This is a genomic window from Rhodoferax sp. TH121 (assembly GCF_002251855.1).
GTDB lineage: Bacteria > Pseudomonadota > Gammaproteobacteria > Burkholderiales > Burkholderiaceae_C > Allorhodoferax.
Genome location: NZ_NOXW01000022.1, coordinates 633,966 through 655,330, shown reverse-complemented (window position 1 = coordinate 655,330; position 21,365 = coordinate 633,966). Strand labels below are relative to the sequence as shown.

19 protein-coding genes are annotated in these 21,365 nt (G+C 59.6%); 4 read left to right on the top strand and 15 right to left on the bottom strand.

What is annotated here, in order from left to right; all coding sequences use genetic code 11:
* Positions 1 to 4 precede the first annotated feature (4 nt).
* The 4 genes from CHU94_RS17390 to CHU94_RS17375 are packed head-to-tail and all read right to left on the bottom strand — an operon-like array spanning position 5 to position 2,484.
* The gene (locus CHU94_RS17390; RefSeq protein WP_094482189.1) at positions 5 to 976 is read right to left on the bottom strand and encodes an aspartate carbamoyltransferase catalytic subunit; all 972 of its coding nucleotides are present in this window, start codon (positions 974 to 976) and stop codon (positions 5 to 7) included.
* A gap of 1 nt (position 977) precedes the next feature.
* On the bottom strand, positions 978 to 1,475 hold the full coding sequence (pyrR, locus tag CHU94_RS17385) for a bifunctional pyr operon transcriptional regulator/uracil phosphoribosyltransferase PyrR (protein ID WP_094482187.1): 498 nt from the start codon (positions 1,473 to 1,475) through the stop codon (positions 978 to 980).
* Positions 1,472 to 1,885, bottom strand: coding sequence for a Holliday junction resolvase RuvX (gene ruvX / locus CHU94_RS17380; RefSeq protein WP_094482185.1), 414 nt, complete (start codon positions 1,883 to 1,885; stop codon positions 1,472 to 1,474). Before ruvX ends, pyrR begins: the two co-directional genes overlap by 4 nt.
* Entirely contained in the window at positions 1,882 to 2,484 is a 603-nt protein-coding gene (locus CHU94_RS17375; RefSeq protein ID WP_094482183.1) for a YqgE/AlgH family protein, read from the bottom strand. The genes ruvX and CHU94_RS17375 overlap by 4 nt, the downstream gene beginning before the upstream one ends.
* Positions 2,485 to 2,505: 21 nt before the next feature.
* On the opposite strand from CHU94_RS17375, the gene CHU94_RS17370 reads away from it, so the two are divergent.
* Positions 2,506 to 3,972: a deoxyribodipyrimidine photo-lyase gene (locus tag CHU94_RS17370; protein ID WP_094482181.1), complete on the top strand. Its 1,467-nt coding sequence runs from the start codon at positions 2,506 to 2,508 to the stop codon at positions 3,970 to 3,972.
* On the opposite strand, the gene CHU94_RS17365 is transcribed toward CHU94_RS17370, so the two are convergent.
* From CHU94_RS17365 to CHU94_RS17340, 6 genes are all read right to left on the bottom strand, one after another.
* Entirely contained in the window at positions 3,969 to 9,701 is a 5,733-nt protein-coding gene (locus CHU94_RS17365) for an Hpt domain-containing protein (protein ID WP_255034019.1), read from the bottom strand. The two genes, CHU94_RS17370 and CHU94_RS17365, sit on opposite strands and share 4 nt — an antisense overlap.
* A 53-nt stretch (positions 9,702 to 9,754) precedes the next feature.
* Positions 9,755 to 12,022 carry a methyl-accepting chemotaxis protein gene (locus tag CHU94_RS17360; RefSeq protein WP_094482179.1) on the bottom strand — a complete coding sequence of 756 codons (2,268 nt, stop codon included), beginning with the start codon at positions 12,020 to 12,022 and terminating at the stop codon, positions 9,755 to 9,757.
* Positions 12,023 to 12,044: 22 nt separating this feature from the next.
* Complete coding sequence (locus tag CHU94_RS17355; protein WP_094482177.1) at positions 12,045 to 12,575, bottom strand: chemotaxis protein CheW; 531 nt, start codon at positions 12,573 to 12,575, stop codon at positions 12,045 to 12,047.
* 12 nt (positions 12,576 to 12,587) lie between these two features.
* Complete coding sequence (locus tag CHU94_RS17350) at positions 12,588 to 12,953, bottom strand: PleD family two-component system response regulator (RefSeq protein ID WP_094482175.1); 366 nt, start codon at positions 12,951 to 12,953, stop codon at positions 12,588 to 12,590.
* Positions 12,953 to 13,351 (bottom strand): PleD family two-component system response regulator, encoded by a 399-nt coding sequence (locus CHU94_RS17345; protein WP_094482173.1) that lies wholly within the window; start codon positions 13,349 to 13,351, stop codon positions 12,953 to 12,955. The genes CHU94_RS17350 and CHU94_RS17345 overlap by 1 nt, the downstream gene beginning before the upstream one ends.
* A 65-nt stretch (positions 13,352 to 13,416) precedes the next feature.
* Positions 13,417 to 13,590, bottom strand: a complete 174-nt coding sequence (locus CHU94_RS17340; protein WP_076069848.1) for a rubredoxin — start codon at positions 13,588 to 13,590, stop codon at positions 13,417 to 13,419.
* A gap of 121 nt (positions 13,591 to 13,711) precedes the next feature.
* Here CHU94_RS17340 and CHU94_RS17335 point away from each other — a divergent pair, with 121 nt between their 5' ends.
* Both CHU94_RS17335 and hemL read left to right on the top strand, forming a co-directional pair.
* A complete protein-coding gene (locus CHU94_RS17335; protein ID WP_094482171.1) occupies positions 13,712 to 14,623 on the top strand; it encodes a bifunctional hydroxymethylpyrimidine kinase/phosphomethylpyrimidine kinase in 912 nt (303 codons plus the stop codon).
* Between the two features lie 18 nt (positions 14,624 to 14,641).
* The gene (hemL, locus tag CHU94_RS17330; protein WP_094482169.1) at positions 14,642 to 15,946 is read left to right on the top strand and encodes a glutamate-1-semialdehyde 2,1-aminomutase; all 1,305 of its coding nucleotides are present in this window, start codon (positions 14,642 to 14,644) and stop codon (positions 15,944 to 15,946) included.
* Between the two features lie 88 nt (positions 15,947 to 16,034).
* Here hemL and CHU94_RS17325 read toward each other — a convergent pair whose 3' ends face one another.
* The 4 genes from CHU94_RS17325 to dusB all read right to left on the bottom strand — a co-directional run bounded on the left by CHU94_RS17325 (position 16,035) and on the right by dusB (position 19,787).
* The gene (locus CHU94_RS17325) at positions 16,035 to 16,628 is read right to left on the bottom strand and encodes an SIS domain-containing protein (RefSeq protein WP_094482167.1); all 594 of its coding nucleotides are present in this window, start codon (positions 16,626 to 16,628) and stop codon (positions 16,035 to 16,037) included.
* Between the two features lie 192 nt (positions 16,629 to 16,820).
* Positions 16,821 to 18,431 (bottom strand): bifunctional phosphoribosylaminoimidazolecarboxamide formyltransferase/IMP cyclohydrolase, encoded by a 1,611-nt coding sequence (gene purH, locus CHU94_RS17320; RefSeq protein ID WP_094482165.1) that lies wholly within the window; start codon positions 18,429 to 18,431, stop codon positions 16,821 to 16,823.
* Between the two features lie 70 nt (positions 18,432 to 18,501).
* Positions 18,502 to 18,738, bottom strand: a complete 237-nt coding sequence (locus CHU94_RS17315) for a Fis family transcriptional regulator (protein WP_094482163.1) — start codon at positions 18,736 to 18,738, stop codon at positions 18,502 to 18,504.
* The gene (dusB, locus tag CHU94_RS17310) at positions 18,735 to 19,787 is read right to left on the bottom strand and encodes a tRNA dihydrouridine synthase DusB (RefSeq protein WP_094482161.1); all 1,053 of its coding nucleotides are present in this window, start codon (positions 19,785 to 19,787) and stop codon (positions 18,735 to 18,737) included. Before dusB ends, CHU94_RS17315 begins: the two co-directional genes overlap by 4 nt.
* 149 nt (positions 19,788 to 19,936) lie before the next feature.
* Here dusB and CHU94_RS17305 point away from each other — a divergent pair, with 149 nt between their 5' ends.
* Positions 19,937 to 20,410 carry a YqaA family protein gene (locus tag CHU94_RS17305; protein WP_094482159.1) on the top strand — a complete coding sequence of 158 codons (474 nt, stop codon included), beginning with the start codon at positions 19,937 to 19,939 and terminating at the stop codon, positions 20,408 to 20,410.
* 58 nt (positions 20,411 to 20,468) lie between these two features.
* On the opposite strand, the gene CHU94_RS17300 is transcribed toward CHU94_RS17305, so the two are convergent.
* Entirely contained in the window at positions 20,469 to 21,365 is an 897-nt protein-coding gene (locus CHU94_RS17300) for a DMT family transporter (protein WP_094482157.1), read from the bottom strand.

The window sequence follows — 21,365 nt, the reverse complement described above, 5'->3', positions numbered from 1 at the left end:
TCTCTCAGCGCGCGTCGGCGTCGTTGCCCGCCACAATGCTCATCACCGCCATGCGCACGGCAATCCCAAAGGTCACCTGCGGCAGGATGACGCTCTGCGGCCCGTCCACCACGGCGGAGTCAATCTCCACGCCACGGTTGATGGGGCCCGGGTGCATGACGATGGCATCGGGCTTGGCCAATTGCAGCTTCTCGGGCGTGAGGCCGAAGCTCTTGAAGTACTCTTGGGTGGACGGAAGCAGCGCGCCGCTCATGCGCTCGTTCTGCAAGCGCAGCATGATGACGACGTCGCAGTCCTTGATGCCTTCTTCCAGCGTGTGACAGACACGCACGCCCATACCTGCCAAGTCAGAAGGCACCAGGGTCTTGGGGCCCACCACGCGCACCTCTGCGGCGCCCAGGGTAGTGAGCGCATGGATGTCGGAGCGCGCCACGCGCGAGTGCAGCACATCGCCCACGATGGCAACTGTGAGGTTGGAAAAATCTTTCTTGTAGTGCCGGATGGTGTACATGTCCAGCAGACCTTGGGTGGGATGCGCGTGACGGCCATCGCCCGCATTGATCACATGCACATGGGGCGCCACATGCTGCGCGATCAGGTAAGGCGCGCCAGACTCGCTGTGGCGCACCACAAACATGTCGGCAGCCATGGCGCTGAGGTTGGCAATGGTGTCGAGCAGCGACTCGCCTTTGGACGCGCTGGAGCGCGCGATGTCAAGATTGATCACATCGGCACTGAGGCGCGTGGCGGCAATCTCGAAGGTGGTGCGGGTGCGGGTGCTGTTCTCGAAGAACAGATTGAACACGCTCTTGCCGCGCAGCAGGGGCACTTTCTTGACTTCGCGGTCGTTGATGGATACGAAGTTGGAGGCGGTGTCCAGGATGTGGGTGAGGATGCTTTTGGGCAGGCCTTCGACCGACAGCAGGTGCACCAGTTCGCCGTGCTTGTTGAGTTGGGGGTTACGTTTGTAGAGCATGTCAGGCCTCCTGCACATCGAAGGAGAACGTACCGGATTCACTACGGGCCAGGGCCAGCGACTGGTTGGCCGCCACACTCACGCGCGCCGCCGCATAGTCCGCCTGGATGGGCAGCTGGCGGCCACCGCGATCCACCAGCACCGCAAGCTGGACCGAAGCCGGGCGGCCGTAGTCAAACAGTTCGTTGATCACCGCGCGCAGCGTACGGCCGGTGTAGAGCACATCGTCCAGCAGCAGGATTTGGGCATCATTCACATCAAAAGGCAACTGGGTTTGCCCGCCCGAGGACAGGCCGCGCTGCGCAAAGTCGTCGCGGTGCATGGCCGATGAAATGGTTCCAGCCTTGCCGGGCAGTTGCAATTCGGCCTGCAGGCGCTCCGCCAGCCAAGCACCACCAGAGGTGATGCCCACCAAGCGGGTGTCCGCCGTGCACAACTGCCGCACACCGCGCAGCAGATCGCGGTACAGCGCTTCCGCATCTAATGCCAGGATACTCACGTCAAACTCCTCAAAAATTGTTCCAGGATGATGCAGGCCGAAGCTGCATCAGCGTCCTTAGCCCCCGAGCTGATCGCCTCGGTGGTGCTGTAGCGTTCATCCACCTCAAACACGGGCAGACCGAATCGGCCATGCAGCTGGCGTCCAAACTTTTTGGCACGCGTGGTGTTTTCGTGGGCAGCGCCGTCGGGGTGGTAGGGCACGCCGATCACAATGGCGTCGGGCTGCCACTCCTTGAGTTTGGCGGCCACGCCATCAAAGCGGGCACTGCCCTCCGCGTGGATGGAGCCTTGGGGCTGTGCGGTTTTCAACAAGCGGTTACCCACTGCCACACCGGTGCGCTTGAGGCCAAAATCGAAAGCAACAAACGTGGTCAGGTGGGCCGGCACAAGCACAGCCGGCGCGCTCATGCGTGCCCCGCTTGGGTAGAGATCATCCAGGCCTGTAGGCCAAGCAAAGCCAGCGCTTTGTCATACCGCTGCTCGATCGGTGTGTCAAAGATGATGGCTTGGTCGGCATCGACAGTAATCCAACTGTTCTCACCCAGCTCTGTTTCCAACTGCCCGCCAGCCCAGGCCGAGTACCCCAGTGACACCAGCACCCGCCCCGGCCCGGAGCCGCTGGCGATCGCTTCGAGAACATCCTTGGAGGTGGTCATTTCCAGCCCGCCGGGAATGGTCATGGAAGAGGCATACAGTGAGGACTTGGCTTCCCCCGCATCCGCGACCTCGGTTTTTTCGTGCAAGACAAAGCCACGTTCGGTTTGCACCGGCCCACCCTGGAACACCTGACTGGCCAGCAGGTCTGTGCGCTGCAGGGGCAGGTCTATTTTTGCAAACAAGGCCTTGAGGTCCATGTCTGCCGGCTTGTTGATCACCAATCCCAACGCACCTTTGCTGTTGTGCTCACACACGTAAACCACGCTTTTGGAAAAAAGGGCATCTTCCAATCCGGGCATTGCAATCAAAAAGTGGTTGGTGAGATTGATAGGTGCAGAATCGCCGGACATACATTGATTTTAACGGGTGGCATGCACACACAATACGCCTCTGGCCTGGTCTGGTTTCGCCGCGACCTGCGCACATACGACAACACGGCACTGAACACCGCGCTGCAGTTGTGCAAGCGCGTTTACTGCGCTTTTGTCTTTGACACCGATATTTTGGCGCCCTTGCCGCGCCAAGATCGGCGGGTTGAATTTATCCGCGAGTCACTGGTCGAAGTTGATGCCAGCCTGCGCGCCTTGAGTACAGAGCCGCATGCCGGGCTGATTGTTGTGCATGGTCGGGCCGAAGAGGATATCCCCCGGCTTGCACAGACATTGGATGTCCAAGTCGTGTTTGCAGGACAGGACTACGAACCACAGGCGAACGCCAGGGATGAGTCGGTTGCACGAACACTGGCAAATGCGGGCAAAGCGTTGCTGCGGCATAAAGACCACGTGATTTTTGAGGCGCGCGAAGTACTCACCCAAATGGGCAAGCCGTATGGTGTCTTTACGCCGTATATGCGCGCTTGGCTGGCCCGATTGGCGCTCCATCCAACACCTGATGTTTCTCTCGCGTCACCCCAGCGGCTGGCACCGCGGCCCGAGGCCTACCGCACGCCAGTACCAAATTTGACGGACATCGGTTTTGTACCCAGCAACCTGCAGGCGCTCAAGATTCCAACGGGTGAGGGTGGAGCACAAAAACTGTTGGGTGACTTTGCCACACGCATGGAGCGCTACGAGCAAACTCGCAACTTCCCGGCAATCAAAGGCCCCAGCTATCTGAGCGTGCACCTGCGCTTTGGCACCGTCTCCATCCGACAGTTGGTGAACCTGGCCTACCCTCGGCACTTGCAAGGAGATGAAGGCGCGTCCACCTGGCTGGGAGAGTTGGTGTGGCGCGATTTTTATGCCCAGATTCTGGCCAACTTTCCACATGTGGCCGCGTCGGCATTCAAGCCCGAGTACGACCAGATTGCGTGGGAAGAAGGACCACAGGCAGAGACCTTGTTTTCGGCCTGGTGCGCAGGCCAGACCGGCTACCCCTTGGTGGACGCCGCCATGGCCCAACTCAACCAGACCGGCTATATGCACAACCGCCTGCGGATGGTGACCGGCAGCTTTCTGGTCAAGCACTTGGGTGTGGATTGGCGCTGGGGCGAGCGCTACTTTGCACAAACGCTCAATGACTTTGATCTATCAGCCAACAACGGCGGCTGGCAATGGGTGAGCTCCAGTGGCTGTGATGCACAACCTTACTTCCGTATCTTTAACCCGATTGCGCAGAGCGAAAAGTTTGACGCTGAAGGCAAGTTCATCCGGCGCTACCTGCCCCAGCTGGCCAAGCTAAGCCCCAAGGCGATACACGCTCCCTGGATCGCCAAACCACTGGAACTGGCGGAGGCTGGGCTCACATTAGGCAAGGACTATCCCCTGCCCATCGTGGACCACGCCAAGGCGAGGGCCCGCACCCTGCTGCGCTATGGCGTGGTGAAAAAACTGGCTTAGGCCTCGACTGCGTCGCCGCAGTAACTGCGAACCAAGCTCAGCAGCTCGTCTTCCGAGTAAGGCTTGCCCAGGTAGTGGTCCACACCGAGCTCGCGCGCATGTTCGCGGTGTTTCTCCGCGATACGCGAAGTGATCATGATAATGGGCACAGCACGCGTGCGCTCGTCTGCACGGATGTTGCGCGCCAAGTCGAAACCATCCATGCGCGGCATTTCAATGTCGGACAAGATGACCGCGGGGACCTCTTCCTGCAAGCGCTCTAGCGCCTGCAAGCCATCGTTAGCCAGCGCCACGCGATAGCCTTCGCGCTTAAGCAAACGCTGGGTCACACGGCGCACGGTGATCGAGTCATCCACCACCAACACCAAGGGCAACTGGTTGGAAGGCTCGACAACCTTGGGTGCAAGGTCTGCGGCATCGGAAGACAAGCCCGCCGTGTTGTCTGACGCCCCCAGCGAGCGCGCCAGATCACCATACACTGCGGCCAGTGCGACCGGGTTGTAAATCAGCACCACGGCGCCAGAGGCCAGCACCGACATGCCGGCCAAACCAGGCAGGCGCGCCAGTTGTGGCCCCAGGTTTTTGACCACCACTTCGCGGTTACCCAGCACTTCGTCAACATGCAGCGCCAAGCGTTGTCCCGCACTGCGGAAAATGGCAACGGGCAAAGTTTTGCTCGAGGGTTCATGGCTACGCGCTGACACTTGCAGCAATGCACCAGCCCAGAAGAAAGGCAGCACTTGACCGGCCATGTCAAACGACTGGTCAGCATACGCTTTCTCCAGCTGTTCCGCGGGCACGCGCAGCACTGTTTCCATGATGTTGGCAGGCACACCGATCGTGAACTCGCCCATGCGCAAGATCACCACTTGGGTAACGGCTGTCGTCAATGGCAGCACCAACTTGAAGGTAGTCCCTTTGCCTGGCTCTGTTTGGGTCTCAATCCGACCACCCAGCGCGTTCACCTCTGAACGGACCACATCCATACCGATACCACGTCCGGCCAGTTCGGTGATCTGCTCTGCCGTTGAAAAACCGGGCATAAAAATCAAGTTGGCAGCGTCGTTATCGCTCAGGGCAGCATCCGCCTCGATTACGCCATTGGCAATCGCCTTGGCACGGATACGGTCTAGGTGCAAACCGCCACCGTCGTCACTGAAAGACACTGAAACATCATTGCTTTCCTGCAGCACGTGGATCACGATATTGCCCGCAGCCGGTTTGTCTGCAGCCACACGCACGTCCGAGGCCTCGATGCCATGGGCTACCGCATTGCGCAGTAAGTGCTCAAACGCAGGCGCCATACGATCCAGCACCCCACGGTCCATTTCGATGGAGCCACCCGTTATGTCGAGCTTCACCTGCTTGCCGGCATCCTTGGCGGCTTGCCGCACCACACCATACAGGCGGTCCGAAATGCCTTCAAACTCGACCATGCGGGTGCGCAGCAGATCCCGCTGCAACTCTCGCGCCTGTCGCCCCTGGGCAATCAGGTCATCTTCCGTACCCTCCACCGAGCGCTGCAAATTGCGCTGCACGGTGGCCACGTCGTTCACCGACTCCGCCATCATGCGGGTCAACTCCTGCACCCGTGTAAAACGGTCAAACTCCAATGGATCGAATGCCTGTGCAGAGTCTTTGGTTTGCGCCAAACGCGACTGCATTTGCGACTCCGCCTGCAACTCGACGTCGCGCAGCTGTTGGCGCAAACGGTCCAAGTTTCCACCCAACTCCCCGAGGGAGGAGCGCAACTGATTGAGGCGCGCGTCCATACGCGAGCGGGTAATCATGACCTCACCAGCCTGGTTGACGAGCCGGTCCAACAACTGCGAGCGCACACGCACGGACTGGTTGCCGCTAGGTCGCGGCATCGCAACTTGGGGCGCGTGCATCACCGGGCGCGCACTCAAAGGCGTTGCTGCGGGTGCAGCAGCGTGGGTATCTGGCGTGGACTTTTCGGCGGGCGCCACGACCTCATCAACGTCCGCAGGCTCCTGCCCCAATGACGCAAACACGGATTGCAGGGAGTCAAAACGGGTAAGCAAAGGCTCCAACTGAACGGACTGCAGCGCTTCCGTGCCAATTTGCTCGATGGACGACTCCATGCGGTGGGCCATTTCGCCCAAACGCATCGCTCCCGCCAGACGCGCACTGCCTTTGAGCGTGTGCAATAAGCGCAGAATTTCGTTGCGCGCCTCCATATGCTCCGGCTGGGCAACCCATTGACGCAAAGCCGTACCCAATTGGGGCATCAGCTCGGCGGCTTCTTCTTCAAAAATCGGCAAAAGATCATCATCCAAATGATCTTCTGCATCAATGTCATCGTCCTGGGCATCGGCAATCGCCAAGGGCGCAGCAACGGCCATCGTTGCAGCAGCGAGCTCCGGTTCGGTATCCAGGAAAGACACAGAGGGAAGGCTATCCTCAAACTCGGAGATCGCTGCATCAGCGCCGTCCAAGGGAGGCGTGTCCAATGAAGGCGCAGGGAACTCTGTTTCGGTGATCGTCTGCAACTCAGCGAGCACACGGGCATCAGCCTCCTTCAGGAACCCTGCTGCAAATTGGTGCAACAGGCGTCGGATATCTTCGGCCGCGTCGTTGAACACTGAAGCCTGCTCAGCCGTCCCCTGACGGTGCAATTGCACGTGCTGCAAAGCTTGCTCTAGTGCGCGGGCCATGTCTGACAACGCAACAAAACCGACGGTAGCAGAGCTGCCCAACAAAGAATGCGCCAAGGCGATTACCGAATCCGGTAACGTCTTCGGTAACTCCAAAGCCCATTCACTCAGTTCTGTTTGCAAACGACGCGACCACTCGTCGGCCTCGTTCAAGTAGACGTTGTACAGCGGGATACTCAGGCGCAGAGGTCCAATGACCTTCATGCCTTCATCAGGATCCAACAAGGGGGCTTCCGCCACCGAGGCAGGCGCATCGTTGGCGGCCTCTGCATCGGGTTCGGCCACGATCTCCATCAGAGTCGTGGGCTCCACCGCCTCCACGCGTGACACAACAGTGGACTCTGGTGGGGCATCCGGTATATCCGCGATCACGGTATCGGGTGCATCCTCGTGGGGCACTTCCACGCCAAGATCCCCAAAATCGAAATCACCCAAATCGACTTCAGTAACTTCTGTGGCACTTGCACGAGGTCCATCGCCTTCGGGGCGGACGGGTTCGAGTGCTTGCGTGGTCTCAAAATTGAACATTTGGGTGGACGCAAAATCCACCGGTGCAGGAGCAGCAGGGGCGTCCAGCTCCAGATCGCCGAACATCTGCGTAGAGGCGAAATCAACCGCGGCCTGAGGTTCCGCCGGGATTGGGGGCGCCTCCTGAGCAGCGACAAGAGGAGCGTTTTGCAACTCTGGCACCGCAATAGCGGCTTCATGCACTGCCGCACCGGGCCCTTGTAAGGGTAGGTGCACTCCATCCAACCGCAGCGCGTCCGCGGTCTTGCGGAAGTCTTGTGCACTCCAAGGCGTATTCGAATGACCCGCAATGTCTTCCACCCAGCGCTCGAAGGCCTGCATAGCCTGCTCTGAGACCGACATCAATGCATCCGTAGCAGGGCGCTGCTCCGCCAATGAAGTGTTGAGCAATTGCTCAAAGGCCCAAGCAGCCTCTCCAAACTCATTGAGCCCCACCATCCGAGAACTGCCTTTGAGCGTATGGAACGCACGACGCAAGGTTGTCTGGTCGGCGAGGTTGGTAGGCTCTGAGCGCAAAGCCTGCAGCGCTGCCAAGCCGTTCTGAACAACGTCACGCGCCTCATCTAAGAAGATATCGCGCAACTCTGTATCGTCATCGGCATCCAGATCTGCAGCAGGTTCCGCCACAACGGCAGCAACAGGTGCTGGTGCCAATGTCGGCGTTGGCTGCTGTGCTGTGGCCATTTGCAAGGCCGCCAAATCGTCTTGTATGGCGTTATCTGCATGGACAGGCACTTCTTCCTGCGCTTGCAACTCTGTTCGCTCACGCCCCATCAAGGGACGGAACTCAGCCAAATCTTCGTCATACACAAACAAGGTTTTCGCAAGCGAACGCTGGTAGCTCAGCATATCGATCAAGAACCCCATCGCGCCCAAGCTATTGCCAACCTTTTCAAAAATACCAGTTCGTGCACTGGCCTCATCTATGTCGTCCACCAGGAATTGCTCAACGCTGGAGCGCATGCGCAATGCAGCAATAGAAGGCTGATCCAAGCCCAGCACCGAAAAAACACCGCGCATTTGGGCTAACTGGCTAGGCACTTCGCGCAAAGGCGCCTTGTCCTGTGGATTGCGGAAAAACTGATCCAGCGACTTCTCGACCTCACCAAGGGTCGTGCGTAATTCGTCAACCACACTGCCCATGGTTTGGCGATCACTCACCCGGCGGTAGAGTTCTTCCATCCAAGATTCCAGCGGCTCGGGCTCGCCTCCCGAAGTCACATGAGCCAAACGCTGCGCCAACCGTGCACTGCGCTCCGCCATCTGGCTGTCAGTCGGATCCAGGTCTTCGTAGGCGGCCTCTAGGTACAAGACAGAGGTTGCCACCTCCATGGCAACTGCTGGTGCCGGTGCAGCGCCGGCCCGGATGGTGAGCTCTATGGCGCGTACCAAGGCTTTTCCCAACTCGCCACTTTCCGCGTGCAGTTTAGTGACCGTCTCCGCCACAGCGGCGAACTGCTCACCCGCCACTTTGAGCCGATTCGTGTCGCCCCCGGCCAAAGCAGACCACGTCTCCGCCGCAGTCGCAATACGCTTGCGTGCGAGAACCAAAAGCGCAGGATCAAACCGGCCAAATTGCTCGGTTTCGTAGTCGACTGGTTTGCTGCGGGCCAAGCCATAGGCCGTCTTTACGACGTGCAAAACAGGCGCAGGAACACCGGCCGAAGGCATGGCCAACGAGCAGAAAAAAACCAAATCTTGCGCCAGCCGCTCCGAAATCGCCGAGTCACCTTTAGCAAGGCTGACATACTGCTGCAGGATACGCGACGCAGCACGTTTGCTGTAAATGTCCCCCGCCAACAATCCCAATGCAGTGCTTTCGAAATACGCCGCACAGACCATCCAGAATGTGCGGGACTCTAGGTCAGAGCGTCCCGCTGCCAAGCCCAAACTAATGTCTTGAAGGCGGCGGGCCGACGCGACGTCTGCGTATTTGACCAAACGCAATACACCATGATCCATTTCACGCCGAACATCTGGACCGTACGTTAGAGGCGCCACAGAAGCAGGTACAGGCACTGGCAACCACCGCCACTCCGGCGGCCACAGGTCTGCAGGATGGATGCGGTCGGCACCCGCGAGCTCTTGCAACGCCCTGTATTGCGGAAACAACGCAACCGATGACGCCGTCTTGCCTTTCAGGACGCCATCCAGGTACTCCGTTAGGGCGAAGCTCGCCCTTTCCATGCAATTGGCAGCCTCATCGCTGCATAACTCCGGACGCTGCACAAACTTTTGTGCCAGCGATTCCATGGAGCGAAGAATTTTTGCAGGGGCAACCAGCCCTACCATTTCCAAAGCACCAACCGCCTGATGCAGCTGTTGGCGTGCGATGCGTAGGTGGCTGGCATCGAGCTCTGTCAAATCGGAACCGCGTGCCAATTCGGCATCGCGCACAAACCGCCGCATGGCTTTTGTCGCACCGTCCAAAGACTTGCGCAGTTCGTCCAACACCCAAGCCAAGGGGCCCAGATCGCTGACCGCTAGTTCGTTGTCGCCGGGAGCGGCTGTGTTCGATGACATGGGTTCAGACTCTCCTGGATCTCACGGGGCGGGGTGAAGGCGTGACATGGAGGTCAGGCGATCTTGAATCGGGATACCGACTGGCGCAGCTCTTCTGCCATACGGGACAGCTCACGCACCTGATTGGCCGTGGCGCGTGTACCTTCTCCGGTCTGTTCAGTTACCGCAAAAATGTGCTGGATGTTATCCGCCACCACGTTGGCCAAACCGGCTTCACGCGATGCAGAGTTCGAAATCTGCTCAATCAGATCGGCCACACGGCGGGACACGCGGTCAATTTCGGTCAGCGCAGTACCTGCGTTGTCAGACAGTTTGGCTCCCTCCACCACACCCTGCGTAGAGCGCTCCATAGCGCCGATGGCATCCTGCGTATCCGTCTGAATGGCCTTCACCAGCGCCGCGATTTGGCGCGTCGCATCGGCGGAACGCTCCGCCAGACGCTGCACTTCTTCCGCCACCACCGAGAAGCCGCGACCGGCTTCACCCGCAGATGCCGCCTGAATGGCTGCATTCAAAGCCAGCACGTTGGTCTGTTCGGTAATGTCCGAAATCAGCTCTGTAATTTCACCAATTTCCTGTGAAGACTCACCGAGGCGCTTAATGCGCTTGGAGGTTTCCTGGATCTGGTCTCGGATGGAGTTCATACCACCGATCGCATTCTGCACCGCTTGCAGGCCGGTCTCAGCAGCTTGCAGCGACTGACGGGCTACCGCAGCAGACTCTTGCGCTTGGGCAGACACTTCGTTAATGCGTCCCGCCATATCCACCACGGACTTACCGGTTTCACGAATCTCGTGCAGTTGCTCATTGGAGGCTGCAAGCAGCTCGGTAGACGTGGCATCCACATCGGCAGTGGTTTGGGCCACACGGGCCGCCGTGTTTTGGACGTTGGACACCAGAGAGCGCAACTCTTCCACGGTGTAATTCACCGAATCGGCAATAGCGCCAGTAATGTCTTCTGTCACCGTGGCTTCTTGGGTCAAATCACCCTCAGCCACTGTCTGCAATTCGTTCATCAACCGCAAAATAGCAGCCTGGTTAGCGTCATTGACGCGTTTGGCTTCGTGCTCCTGGCGCTCGGCTTCGAGCCGTTGGTCTTCAGCCAGAACTTGACGCTTGCGGCTGTCCTGCAGCTGCACATACGACAGGCCACCTGCACACAAGAGCGCGAAAGCCGCTGCGGCAACCATGATGGCCAAAGAACCGCCACCGATACCGGCCTGGCTGGACAGCTTGGTCTGCAGCTCTTCAAGGTTACGGCGCAGTGGCTCACTGTCTGCAATGATGGCGCCCTGCGCCTCACGCGCCGACACCAAGCCTTGCAAGTTGCCAAGAATAGCGCCAGCTTGAACACGGGTTTCTTCGTACATCTTGATCAATGCTTCGAGTTGCTCGCGCGTGGCAGGATCTTTGGTCGCGGTCAGACGCAATTCGGTACTGCCAGACAAGAGCGCTTCGGAAATTTCCTTGAACGTGTTCAAGTCCTTGCCAAGCAAGAACACCGCTTCGGGGCTCACACCTTCAGCCGTCAAGAATTCGTTGGACGACTTACCAATACGCTGAGTCAACATCACCAGTTGCCCCACCGCCGAAATTTCTACGGCTGGCGCGTTTTGTTGCAGTTTCAGGGAGGCCACGGTTTCCGCAATTTCCAGCAAGTCGGACGATTGACGGTTAATCAGGCGCAACGCAGAGCCAATTTGCGTCAGCATCTTCTGTTGGCTCATCACAGCCTTTGCGTTCTTCTCTGCACGCTCGACCAAGGGAATCACCTTGCCGAGTTCCGGCGCATATTCTTCGTCCAAGGCGTTAATGCGCATTTCGGCATCGCCCGACTGCAAACCACGGGCAGATTTCGCCAAGATACCAGCACTTTCAGACACGTCCGGAAACGCTTGGGCACTACCCACCACCGCCTGCGATACGGACTTGGCGAGGCGTTGTGACTGCATCAAGGACTGGCCAGTGGCACCCAGCTGCTGGGCCACACGGTCCGACTGGCTCAGAACGATGAACACCACCACCGCCAGCACCAACAGGGCACCAGCCAACAGGAAAGACAAAGTCCGTTGGTGTTGCTGTACCGTCCGGCGTCCCAGACCAGGAACTGAAACCAAGTCACCTTCGTTGACTACCGGTTCGCTACCAGCATCCGCTGGCGCCACAGCGGCCTGCAAAGGCGCGTTCTGGGACTCTTGCAACGTCTCTTGCCCCACTGCATCCACGGTCGCATCGGGCATAGCCAGACTCAAGCGCGAATCCAACTCGGACTCCTGCGGCTTTTTGGAGAACAGGTTTTTCAATTGATCGACAACAGACATGATGGGACCTTACTGGTGGTACTTAAGCGCTGATGCTCAGAAACTGGGGGGTTTGGGACAGGGTACGCAAATTGATTTCTTGCCACTGATCGCCTGCGGCATCAAAAAACTGGTTGCCGAAGTAGACAGGCGCATCGCCAGGCGCGGGCTTGGAGGAGACAAAAGCATCTGGCCCACGCAAACCGGACAAGGCATCAACCTGCAGCGCACAGTTAACCTCCAACAAGGCGTTGAGGGTTACCACGCTAGGTTCTGCCACGGCAGGCTCTTCACGCACTCCACCGCCACTGATGGCGATAAATCCCGCCAAATCAACCACGCCAAACAAACCACCACGGATGTTGACGACGCCCCGGAACCAATCCAAGGAGTAGGGGACTGCCTGCAACTGCGTCAAGGGAACGATTTCACCCGACTGCCCCAAAGGAAACAGGTAGTTGCGCCCGCCCGCACGAACGGCAAGCCACGCAACGGACATACCCTCTGCACGTGCCGCTTGCAGGCGGCTGGCCAAGCGGGCTTGGAGTTCTCGAAGTGCTTCTCTATTGGCCATGGATGGTGTGGATCAGTCCAAAGCCTTGATTTTTGCGAACAACTCAGCCGCATCAACCGGTTTGGTGATGTAGTCCTTGGCCCCTTGGCGCATACCCCATACACGATCCGTCTCCAGGCTCTTGCTTGTGCACATGATGATGGGGATTTCAGAGTATTCAGGCGTGCGATTGATTGCGCGCGTCAACTGAAAACCATTTTGGCCCGGCATCACCACATCCATCAAAATTAAATGCGGCTTCTCTTCAGACAGACGCTTGAAAGCCTCATCGGCATTCTCGGCAGACCGCACGGTGAAACCATTCTTTTGCAGCAACTCGGTCAAAAACAACAATTCTGTTTTCGAGTCATCAACAATCAGTACTTTGGTGATAGCCATCACATAGCTCCTTGCAATACGGCACCAAATTGCTGCACAGCTTGCAACAACTGGTCTTTGGTAAACGGTTTGGTCAGGTAGTCTTGGGCGCCGACCATGCGGCCACGGGCCTTGTCAAAGACACCATCCTTGGATGACAACATGACCACAGGGACCCCGGAAAACTTGGCATTGCGCTTGATGATGGCGCAAGTCTGGTACCCGTCCAGACGGGGCATCAAGATGTCGCAAAAAATCAGGTGCGGCTGGTAGTCATTGACTTTGGCCAGCGCATCGAAACCATCCTCAGCCAGCATCACTTCGTGCCCACCCTGCTTGAGAAAAATCTCCGCGCTACGCCGAATGGTGTTGCTGTCGTCAATAACCAGGACTTTAAAGGTGGGTGCTGTGGTGCTCAAGGGACGTTGCTCCAGTACTAGCGTGGACGGTCAGGATGGGTCAAATCCGCACCAGCGATGCAGCATCAGATCTGCACCATTTCAAAATCTTCTTTGCGTGCACCACATTCAGGGCAGGTCCAGTTCATGGGCACATCAGCCCAGAGGGTACCTGGTGCAATGCCGTGGTCCGGCGCGCCGGTAGCCTCGTCATAAATCCAACCGCAAATCAAGCACATCCAAGTTTTAGTATCGGTCACAGCTTAAGGGGCCTTCGAATAGAATGCAACGATTGTATAGAGCAGCTCTTGCGAAAATGCGGGCCGCCCGCTGAAAGTTCGCCATTCTGCCTGATGACAAACCCCAATACAGGCACCCCTGATGTCGGCATCTCCCTCCCCCGCTCCCGAAGAAGAAATTGACGATGACGGCCCCTCGGCTTGCGTTATGGCGTTCAATGCCAACGACCCCAGCGGCGGCGGCGGCACCTCGGCAGACTTAAGCGCCATTGCCTCGGTAGGCGCCCATGCATTGCCGGTGGTGACCGGGGTTTACGCCCGAGACACCTCGGAAATCGTGGACCACTTCCCTCTGGACGACGAAGCCGTGACCGAGCAGGCCCGGGTAATTCTGGAGGATGTGCCAGCCCAGGTTTTCAAGGTCGGCTTTGTCGGAACGCCCGAGAACCTGAGCGCGATCGCCGAACTCGCATCCGACTACGCCGACGTACCACTGGTGGCCTACATGCCCAACCTCTCGTGGTGGCAGGACGACCAGATTGACCTGTACCAGGACGCTTGCACAGAGTTACTTTTGCCCCAGACCACAGTGTTGGTTGGAAACCACAGCACACTCTCGCGCTGGCTTCTGCCGGACTGGAGTTCCGACAAAAGCCCGAGCGCGCGCGACATTGCCAAAGCCGCCAATGCCTTTGGTGTGCCCTACACACTGGTCACCGGTATTCCCCTGCCAGACCAGTTCATCGACAACGTTCTGGCGTCACCCACCGCAGTTTTGTGCAGTGAGAAGTTCGAGCGGTTCGAAGCCGTGTTCACCGGCGCGGGTGACACCTTGTCCGCCGCCCTGGCGGCCCTGATTGCCAGCGGCACTGAACTGACCGAAGCCGTCACAGAAGCTCTGAGCTACCTGGATCGTTGCCTGGAGAGCGGCTTTCGGCCGGGCATGGGCCAGATCATTCCTGACCGCCTGTTCTGGGCCCATCCTGAATCCGACGATGAAGACACACCAGACGATGTGGACTTCGACCTGCCTCCACACGCCACCCGCCACTGACCTCTCTTTGCCCTCCGTATGTCCATTGATCACAACCAAGCCCTGTTCGAACGCGCCAAGCGCGTGATTCCTGGCGGAGTGAACTCGCCCGTGCGCGCGTTCAAAGCCGTGGGCGGCACACCACGCTTTGTGCAGCGCGCCCAAGGCGCTTACTTCTGGGACGCCAATGGCAAGCGCCATATTGATTACATCGGCTCCTGGGGCCCCATGATCCTGGGCCATGGCCACCCGGCTGTGCTGGAGGCGGTACAGAAAGCGGCCATCGATGGTTTCTCCTTCGGCGCCCCTACCGAGCGCGAGGTGGAGCTGGCCGAAGCCATTTTGGAGCGCGTGCCCAGCATGGACATGGTGCGTCTGGTCAGCAGTGGTACCGAGGCCGGCATGAGCGCCATCCGTCTGGCGCGTGGTGCCACCGGCCGCAGCAAGATTTTGAAGTTCGAGGGCTGTTACCACGGCCATGCCGATGCGCTGCTGGTAAAGGCTGGCTCGGGGCTGGCCACCTTTGGCAACCCCACCAGCGCCGGTGTGCCCCCCGAAGTGGTACAGCACACGCTGGTGCTGGAGTACAACAACCTCCAGCAGCTTGAAGAGGCTTTTGCGCTGCACGGCAAAGAACTGGCCTGCCTGATGATCGAACCGATCGCTGGCAACATGAACTTTGTGCGTGCCAGCGTGCCATTCATGAAACGCTGCCGCGAGCTGTGCACCCATTACGGCGCGCTGTTTGTGTTTGACGAGGTGATGACCGGCTTGCGGGTGGCCTTTGGCAGCGCGCAAAGCGTGTACGCCCGCAGCATTCCCGGTTTCGAGCCGGACATGACGGTGCTGGGCAAGGTGATTGGCGGCGGCATGCCGCTGGCGGCCTTTGGCGGCAAGCGCGCGGTGATGGAGCAGCTCGCGCCACTGGGGCCGGTCTACCAGGCCGGCACCCTGTCTGGTAATCCGGTGGCAACGGCCTGCGGCTTGGCGACCCTCAAGGAGATCGGCAAACCCGGTTTCTACGAAGACCTGGGCCGCAAGACCCAGAGCCTGATCCGTGGCTTGCAAGCCGAGGCTGACAAGGCCGGTGTGGATTTCTGTGGTGACAGTGAGGGCGGGATGTTCGGCTTCTTCCTGTTCAAGGATTTGCCACAGAACTACACCAAAGTGATGACCACGGACAACGCCCGCTTCAACACCCTGTTCCACGGCCTGCTTGACCGCGGCATCTACATCGCCCCAGCGCTGTACGAGGCCGGCTTCATGAGCGCAGCACACACCGATGCAGACATCGCTGAAACTGTGGCGGCTGCAGGCGAGGTCTTTAAGTTGCTATCAAAATAGAAGCTGTCAGCGCATACCCCATAGGGGCTAGAGGTCAATTTCACCTCTAGCCCCCATATGTTTCAGCGCATTTGATCACTGGCGGACATCACTCACCCACATAGTTCGCGGGAAAGAAGTGCCGCTCGATCAACTCGATCAGGATGTGCAACACCTTGATGTGCAGCTCCTGCACCCGGTCGGCGTAGGTGCCTCCGGGGGTGCAGATGTAGACATCGCTCAGGGGCTCCAGCTTCTCGCTGCGCTTGCCGCTGAGGATGATGACCTTCATGCCCATCGCCTTGGCGGCTTCGGCAGCCTTGATGACGTTCTTGCTGGTGCCGCTAGTGCTCAGTGCCACCAGGCAATCACCAGCCCGGCCGTGGCCTTCGACGTAGCGGGCAAACACCTGTTCGTAACCGTGGTCATTGCCCACGCAGGTCAGGTGGCCGGCGTCGCTGATGGCAGTGGCGCCCAGTGATTTGCGGTCTTTGCGGTAACGGCCAGTCAGCTCCTCGGCGAAGTGCATGGCATCGCACATCGATCCACCGTTGCCACAGGAATACACCCGGCCCTGGTTTTCAAAGGTGGCGATCAGCAGTTGCGCCGCCTGCTCGATGGTGGCCAAGGCTGCCCGGTTGGCGAGCAGGTTGGTCAGAGCGGAGTGGGCTTCTTGCAGGCTGGAGGTGATGTGGTGTTGCATGGGGGCGATTTTCGCCCAATCCCTGGCGGCGGCGGTACTTCACCAGAACAAGCCCCCACAGAGCCTTTTGCAACGCAGGACTTGCTACGTAATACATAGCTACTGGCGCACATTGCATGCGGGCTAGAAGACAACTTTGCACAAAGAAGCCGCCCGAAGGCGGCTTGTATTGCGCGTGGCTCGGCAAATAGCTTAGTGGCGGAAATGGCGCACGCCGCTGAACACCATGGATACGCCACGCTCGTTGGCCGCGTCAATTACTTCCTGGTCGCGCATGGAACCACCGGGCTGGATGACGCAGGTGGCACCGTGGTCCACCACCACATCCAATCCATCGCGGAAGGGGAAGAACGCGTCGCTGGCCACCACCGTGCCGGCCAGCGACAGGTTGGCGTGGCCGGCCTTGATGGAGGCTATGCGGGCCGAGTCCAAGCGACTCATCTGGCCCGCACCCACGCCCATGGTCATGCCGCCCTTGCAGAAGACGATGGCATTGGACTTGACGTACTTGGCCACGGTCCAGGCAAACAGCAGGTCGTTGAGTTCTTCAGCCGTGGGTTGCTTGGTGGTCACCACCTTGAGGTCGCTCAGTGCCAGCTCGTGGTTATCAGCCGTTTGTAGCAGGATGCCAGAGCCGATGCGCTTCATGTCCATGAGGTTGCGGCCCTGATCCCATGCGGTGGTACCACCCTTTGGCAAGTCGATCTGCAGGATACGCACGTTGACCTTGGACTTGAAGACTTCGAGCGCCGCCGGAGTGAAGCTGGGCGCCATCAGCACTTCCACAAACTGCTTGGAGATTTGTTGAGCCGCTGACTCGTCCAACTCGCAGTTCAGCGCGATGATGCCGCCGAAGGCACTGGTGGGATCCGTTTGGAAGGCCTTGCTGTAAGACTCCAAGGCGTTGGCACCGATGGCCACACCGCAGGGGTTGGCGTGCTTGACGATCACGCAAGCCGGCGTATCAAAACTCTTCACGCATTCCCATGCGGCATCGGCATCGGCGATGTTGTTGTAGCTCAACTCCTTGCCCTGCAGCTGCTTGGCCGTGACCAGGGAGCCAGGCGCGGGATACAGGTCTCGGTACAACGCGGCCTGCTGGTGGCTGTTTTCGCCGTAGCGCAGGTCTTGCACCTTGACGAAGCGGCCGTTGCTCTGGCCGGGGAACAGGTCCAGCACCGGCGCCTTGTCGCCGGCGGGTACGTCGTCACCAATCTGGATAGCGGACAGGTAGTCGCTGATGGCGCCGTCGTACTGGCTGATGCGGTTGAAGGCGGCGATGGACAGGCCCAGTTTGGTCTTGTCGCTCACCACACCATTGGCTTTCAGCTCTGCAATCACGGCCTCATACTGTGCTGCGTCGGTCAGCACCGCCACGTCTTTCCAATTCTTGGCAGCGCTGCGCACCATGGCAGGGCCACCGATATCGATGTTCTCGATCGCGTCTTCCAGCGTGCAGCCGGGCTTGGCCACGGTGGCTTCAAACGGGTACAGGTTCACCACGAGGAAGTCGATGGTGTTGATCTGATGCTCGGCAAGGGCTGCCATGTGCGTCGGGAAATCGCGGCGTGCCAGCAGGCCACCGTGCACGCGGGGGTGCAGCGTCTTCACGCGGCCATCCAACATCTCCGGGAAGCCAGTCATCTCGGCTACTTCGGTCACGGGCAAGCCTTTGTCAGCCAGCAACTTGGCGGTGCCGCCGGTGGACAGAAGCTTGACGCCTTGGGCGTGCAGAGCCTGGGCGAGTTCGACGATGCCGGTCTTGTCAGACACGGACAGCAGAGCAGTTTTTTGTGCGTTCATGGTACGGGGAGGAGTCAAACTAAAAATCGGTTTGCCAGCCCCACGCCATGGCGGGGCCCGGCGGTGTCGCTTAGGAGAGCAGCTTGTGCTCGACGAGTTTTTTGCGCAAGGTATTGCGGTTCAAACCCAGCCATTGGGCCGCCTTGGATTGGTTGTGGTCGGCTTGCGCCATCACCACCTCGAGCAGGGGTTTTTCCACCGCGCGTACCAGCATGTCATACATGCCATCGGGCTCGGTACCACCCAAGTCTGCGAAATAACCTTCCAGACTCGCGCGCACGCACTCGTCAATGTGCTTCTTGCTCATGCTGCCAATTCCATCATGTCATGTCCCCTTGCAAGACTGGACGCCTGCTCCCTGCTTGGGATGCGGTCCATTTTTTCATTCAATTGATCCAGATACTCTTCCACCGCAGCCACCTGCGAGACGCTGTCTTCGAGCAGATTCATGCGCTGGCGGAATTCCTCGCCACCCGGCAGTTCGCGCAGGTACCAGCCAATGTGTTTGCGCGCCGAGCGCACCCCGATGAATTCGTCGTACAGGCTGTAATGGTCGTGCAGATGCTCCACGAGCAGACGCTTGACCTCACTCACCAGCGGCGGTGCAAGGTGCGTGCCAGTGGCCAGGTAATGCGCCACTTCGCGGAAGATCCAGGGGTAGCCTTGGGCGGCGCGGCCAATCATGATGGCGTCTGCTCCCGTGGCGGCCAACACTTCGCGCGCCTTCTCGGGGCTGGTGATATCGCCATTGGCCACCACCGGAATCGTCAGCGCAGCCTTGACTGCAGCAATGGTGTCGTATTCGGCATGGCCTTTGTAGCCTTGCTCGCGCGTGCGGCCGTGCACCGTGACCATCTGTACACCTGCGGCCTCGGCGGCACGCGCCAGCACCACGGCGTTCTTTTCGGTCTGGCACCAGCCGGTGCGCATCTTCAGCGTCACGGGCACATTGCGCGGCGCGCAGGCTTGCACCACGGCTTCCACAATCTCGATGGCCAGTTGCTCGTCCTGCATCAGCGCCGAACCGGCCCACTTGTTGCAGACCTTCTTGGCCGGGCACCCCATGTTGATGTCGATGATCTGTGCGCCGCGGTCAATGTTGTAGACCGCAGCCTCGGCCATCATGGCTGCCTCGGTGCCGGCGATCTGTACAGCAATCGGGCCCGGCTCGCCCTCATGGTTGGCACGGCGCGAGGTTTTGAGGCTGTTCCACAAGTCCTTGCGCGAGGTCACCATCTCGCTCACTGCATAGCCCGCTCCCAGGCGCTTGCACAGCTGCCGGAAGGGGCGGTCGGTCACCCCTGCCATGGGCGCGACAAAGAGGTGATTCGCCAAAGCGAACGGACCGATGTGCATGGGCTGTGTGTAAAAAGGGAGTTGCCTAAAAAGACAAGGGCCCCAGGTCGTTGGGGCCGGGTGGCAATTCTACCTGCCCAAAATTTCAGCAATTGAAATACACCTGCTGCAGCGCAACGAATCGGCGCACTCCCTATACTGCGCTCGCCATGGACCGCTGGATTCCCTCTCTTTTGCACCTGCTCGCCCTGCCCGAGTACAGCCTGGGCACGGTGTTCGTGGTCTCCTTTATTTCAGCCACGCTGTTGCCCATGGGCTCAGAGCCGGTGGTGTTTGGGCTGGTGCAACTCAACCCCGCGTTGTTTTGGCCCGTGGTCCTGGTGGCCACGGTGGGCAACACCCTGGGTGGCGCGGTGAGCTGGTGGATGGGGTATGGCGCCCACCGGGTGGCCGATCACTATGGAAAAAGCAGCCACCACCTGCGCGCGCTGGACTGGCTGCAGCGACTAGGTCCCAAAGCCTGCCTGCTGGCGTGGCTCCCTGTGGTGGGCGACCCCTTATGTGCGGTGGCGGGCTGGCTGAAATTGCCCTTCTGGCCCTGTGTAGCCTACATGGCAGTGGGCAAGCTGGCGCGCTACACGCTCATGACAGCTGCGTTGAGCAGTCTTGCCACCCTGTGGTAATCAAATACCGCATTCAATGCTATATATTTAGGAGCTATTGGCGCATTATCCATGCGGGCTACCGCACCAAAACAAGTGAAGTCCCGAATACCGTGAGGGCGGCACCCCACCAGGCCCCACGCGCTGGCGGGCGCCCCAGATGCCACCACAACAGCGGTAGCACCAGCACCGGCGATACCGACGAGAGGATGCCCACCATGCCCACGTCGCCATGGCGCAGTGCCAGCAGGATCAGGCTCATGCCCAAGCCCATGCCAATCATGCCGCTCAAGGCGACCCATGCCAGCACATGCAGAGACAGGGCGTTCTGCGTGCGCGCCACCCCCACTCCCGCCCAAAGCAGCATCAGATGGGCCACGCAGGTTGCGCCCACGCGCACCACGGTGGCCGTCACCGGGTCCACCCCTGAAGCCATGATGGGCTTGGCGATCAGCGAGCCCAGGGCCTGGCACAGCGCGGCCAGCAGGCCCAGCGCCACACCCAGCGGCCAATGGCCGCGCGTGACCTCCAACGCATGCGATTCGTTTTTGTGCGCGCCCAGGGCCACGGCCATCATCACACCGCCCACCACCAGCGCGCCACCCAACAAGGCCTGGGCGCCCATGCGCTCGTCCAGCACGGCATAACCCAGCAGCGCACTGAAACAGGCGTGGGTGGCAAACAGCACCCCCGTGCGACGGGGTCCCAGCCGGTTCATGGAGGCAAACAGTGCGGTGTCGCCCACAAAAATGCCGATCAAGCCACTGAACGCGAGCACCCCGAACGAAGCCCATGACAGCGTTTGCCAGCCCCCGCTGGCCACCACGAGCGGCAACAACATCAGGAACACCAGCCCCATGCGCCAGCGCGTAAATGCAAACGCGCCCAGATGGCGCGCTTGTGGTGCTGACAGCAGCCCGGTGACGGCCCAGCAGGCCGCAGCCCCCAAGGCCAACCAGTCGTAGGACAGGGTCAC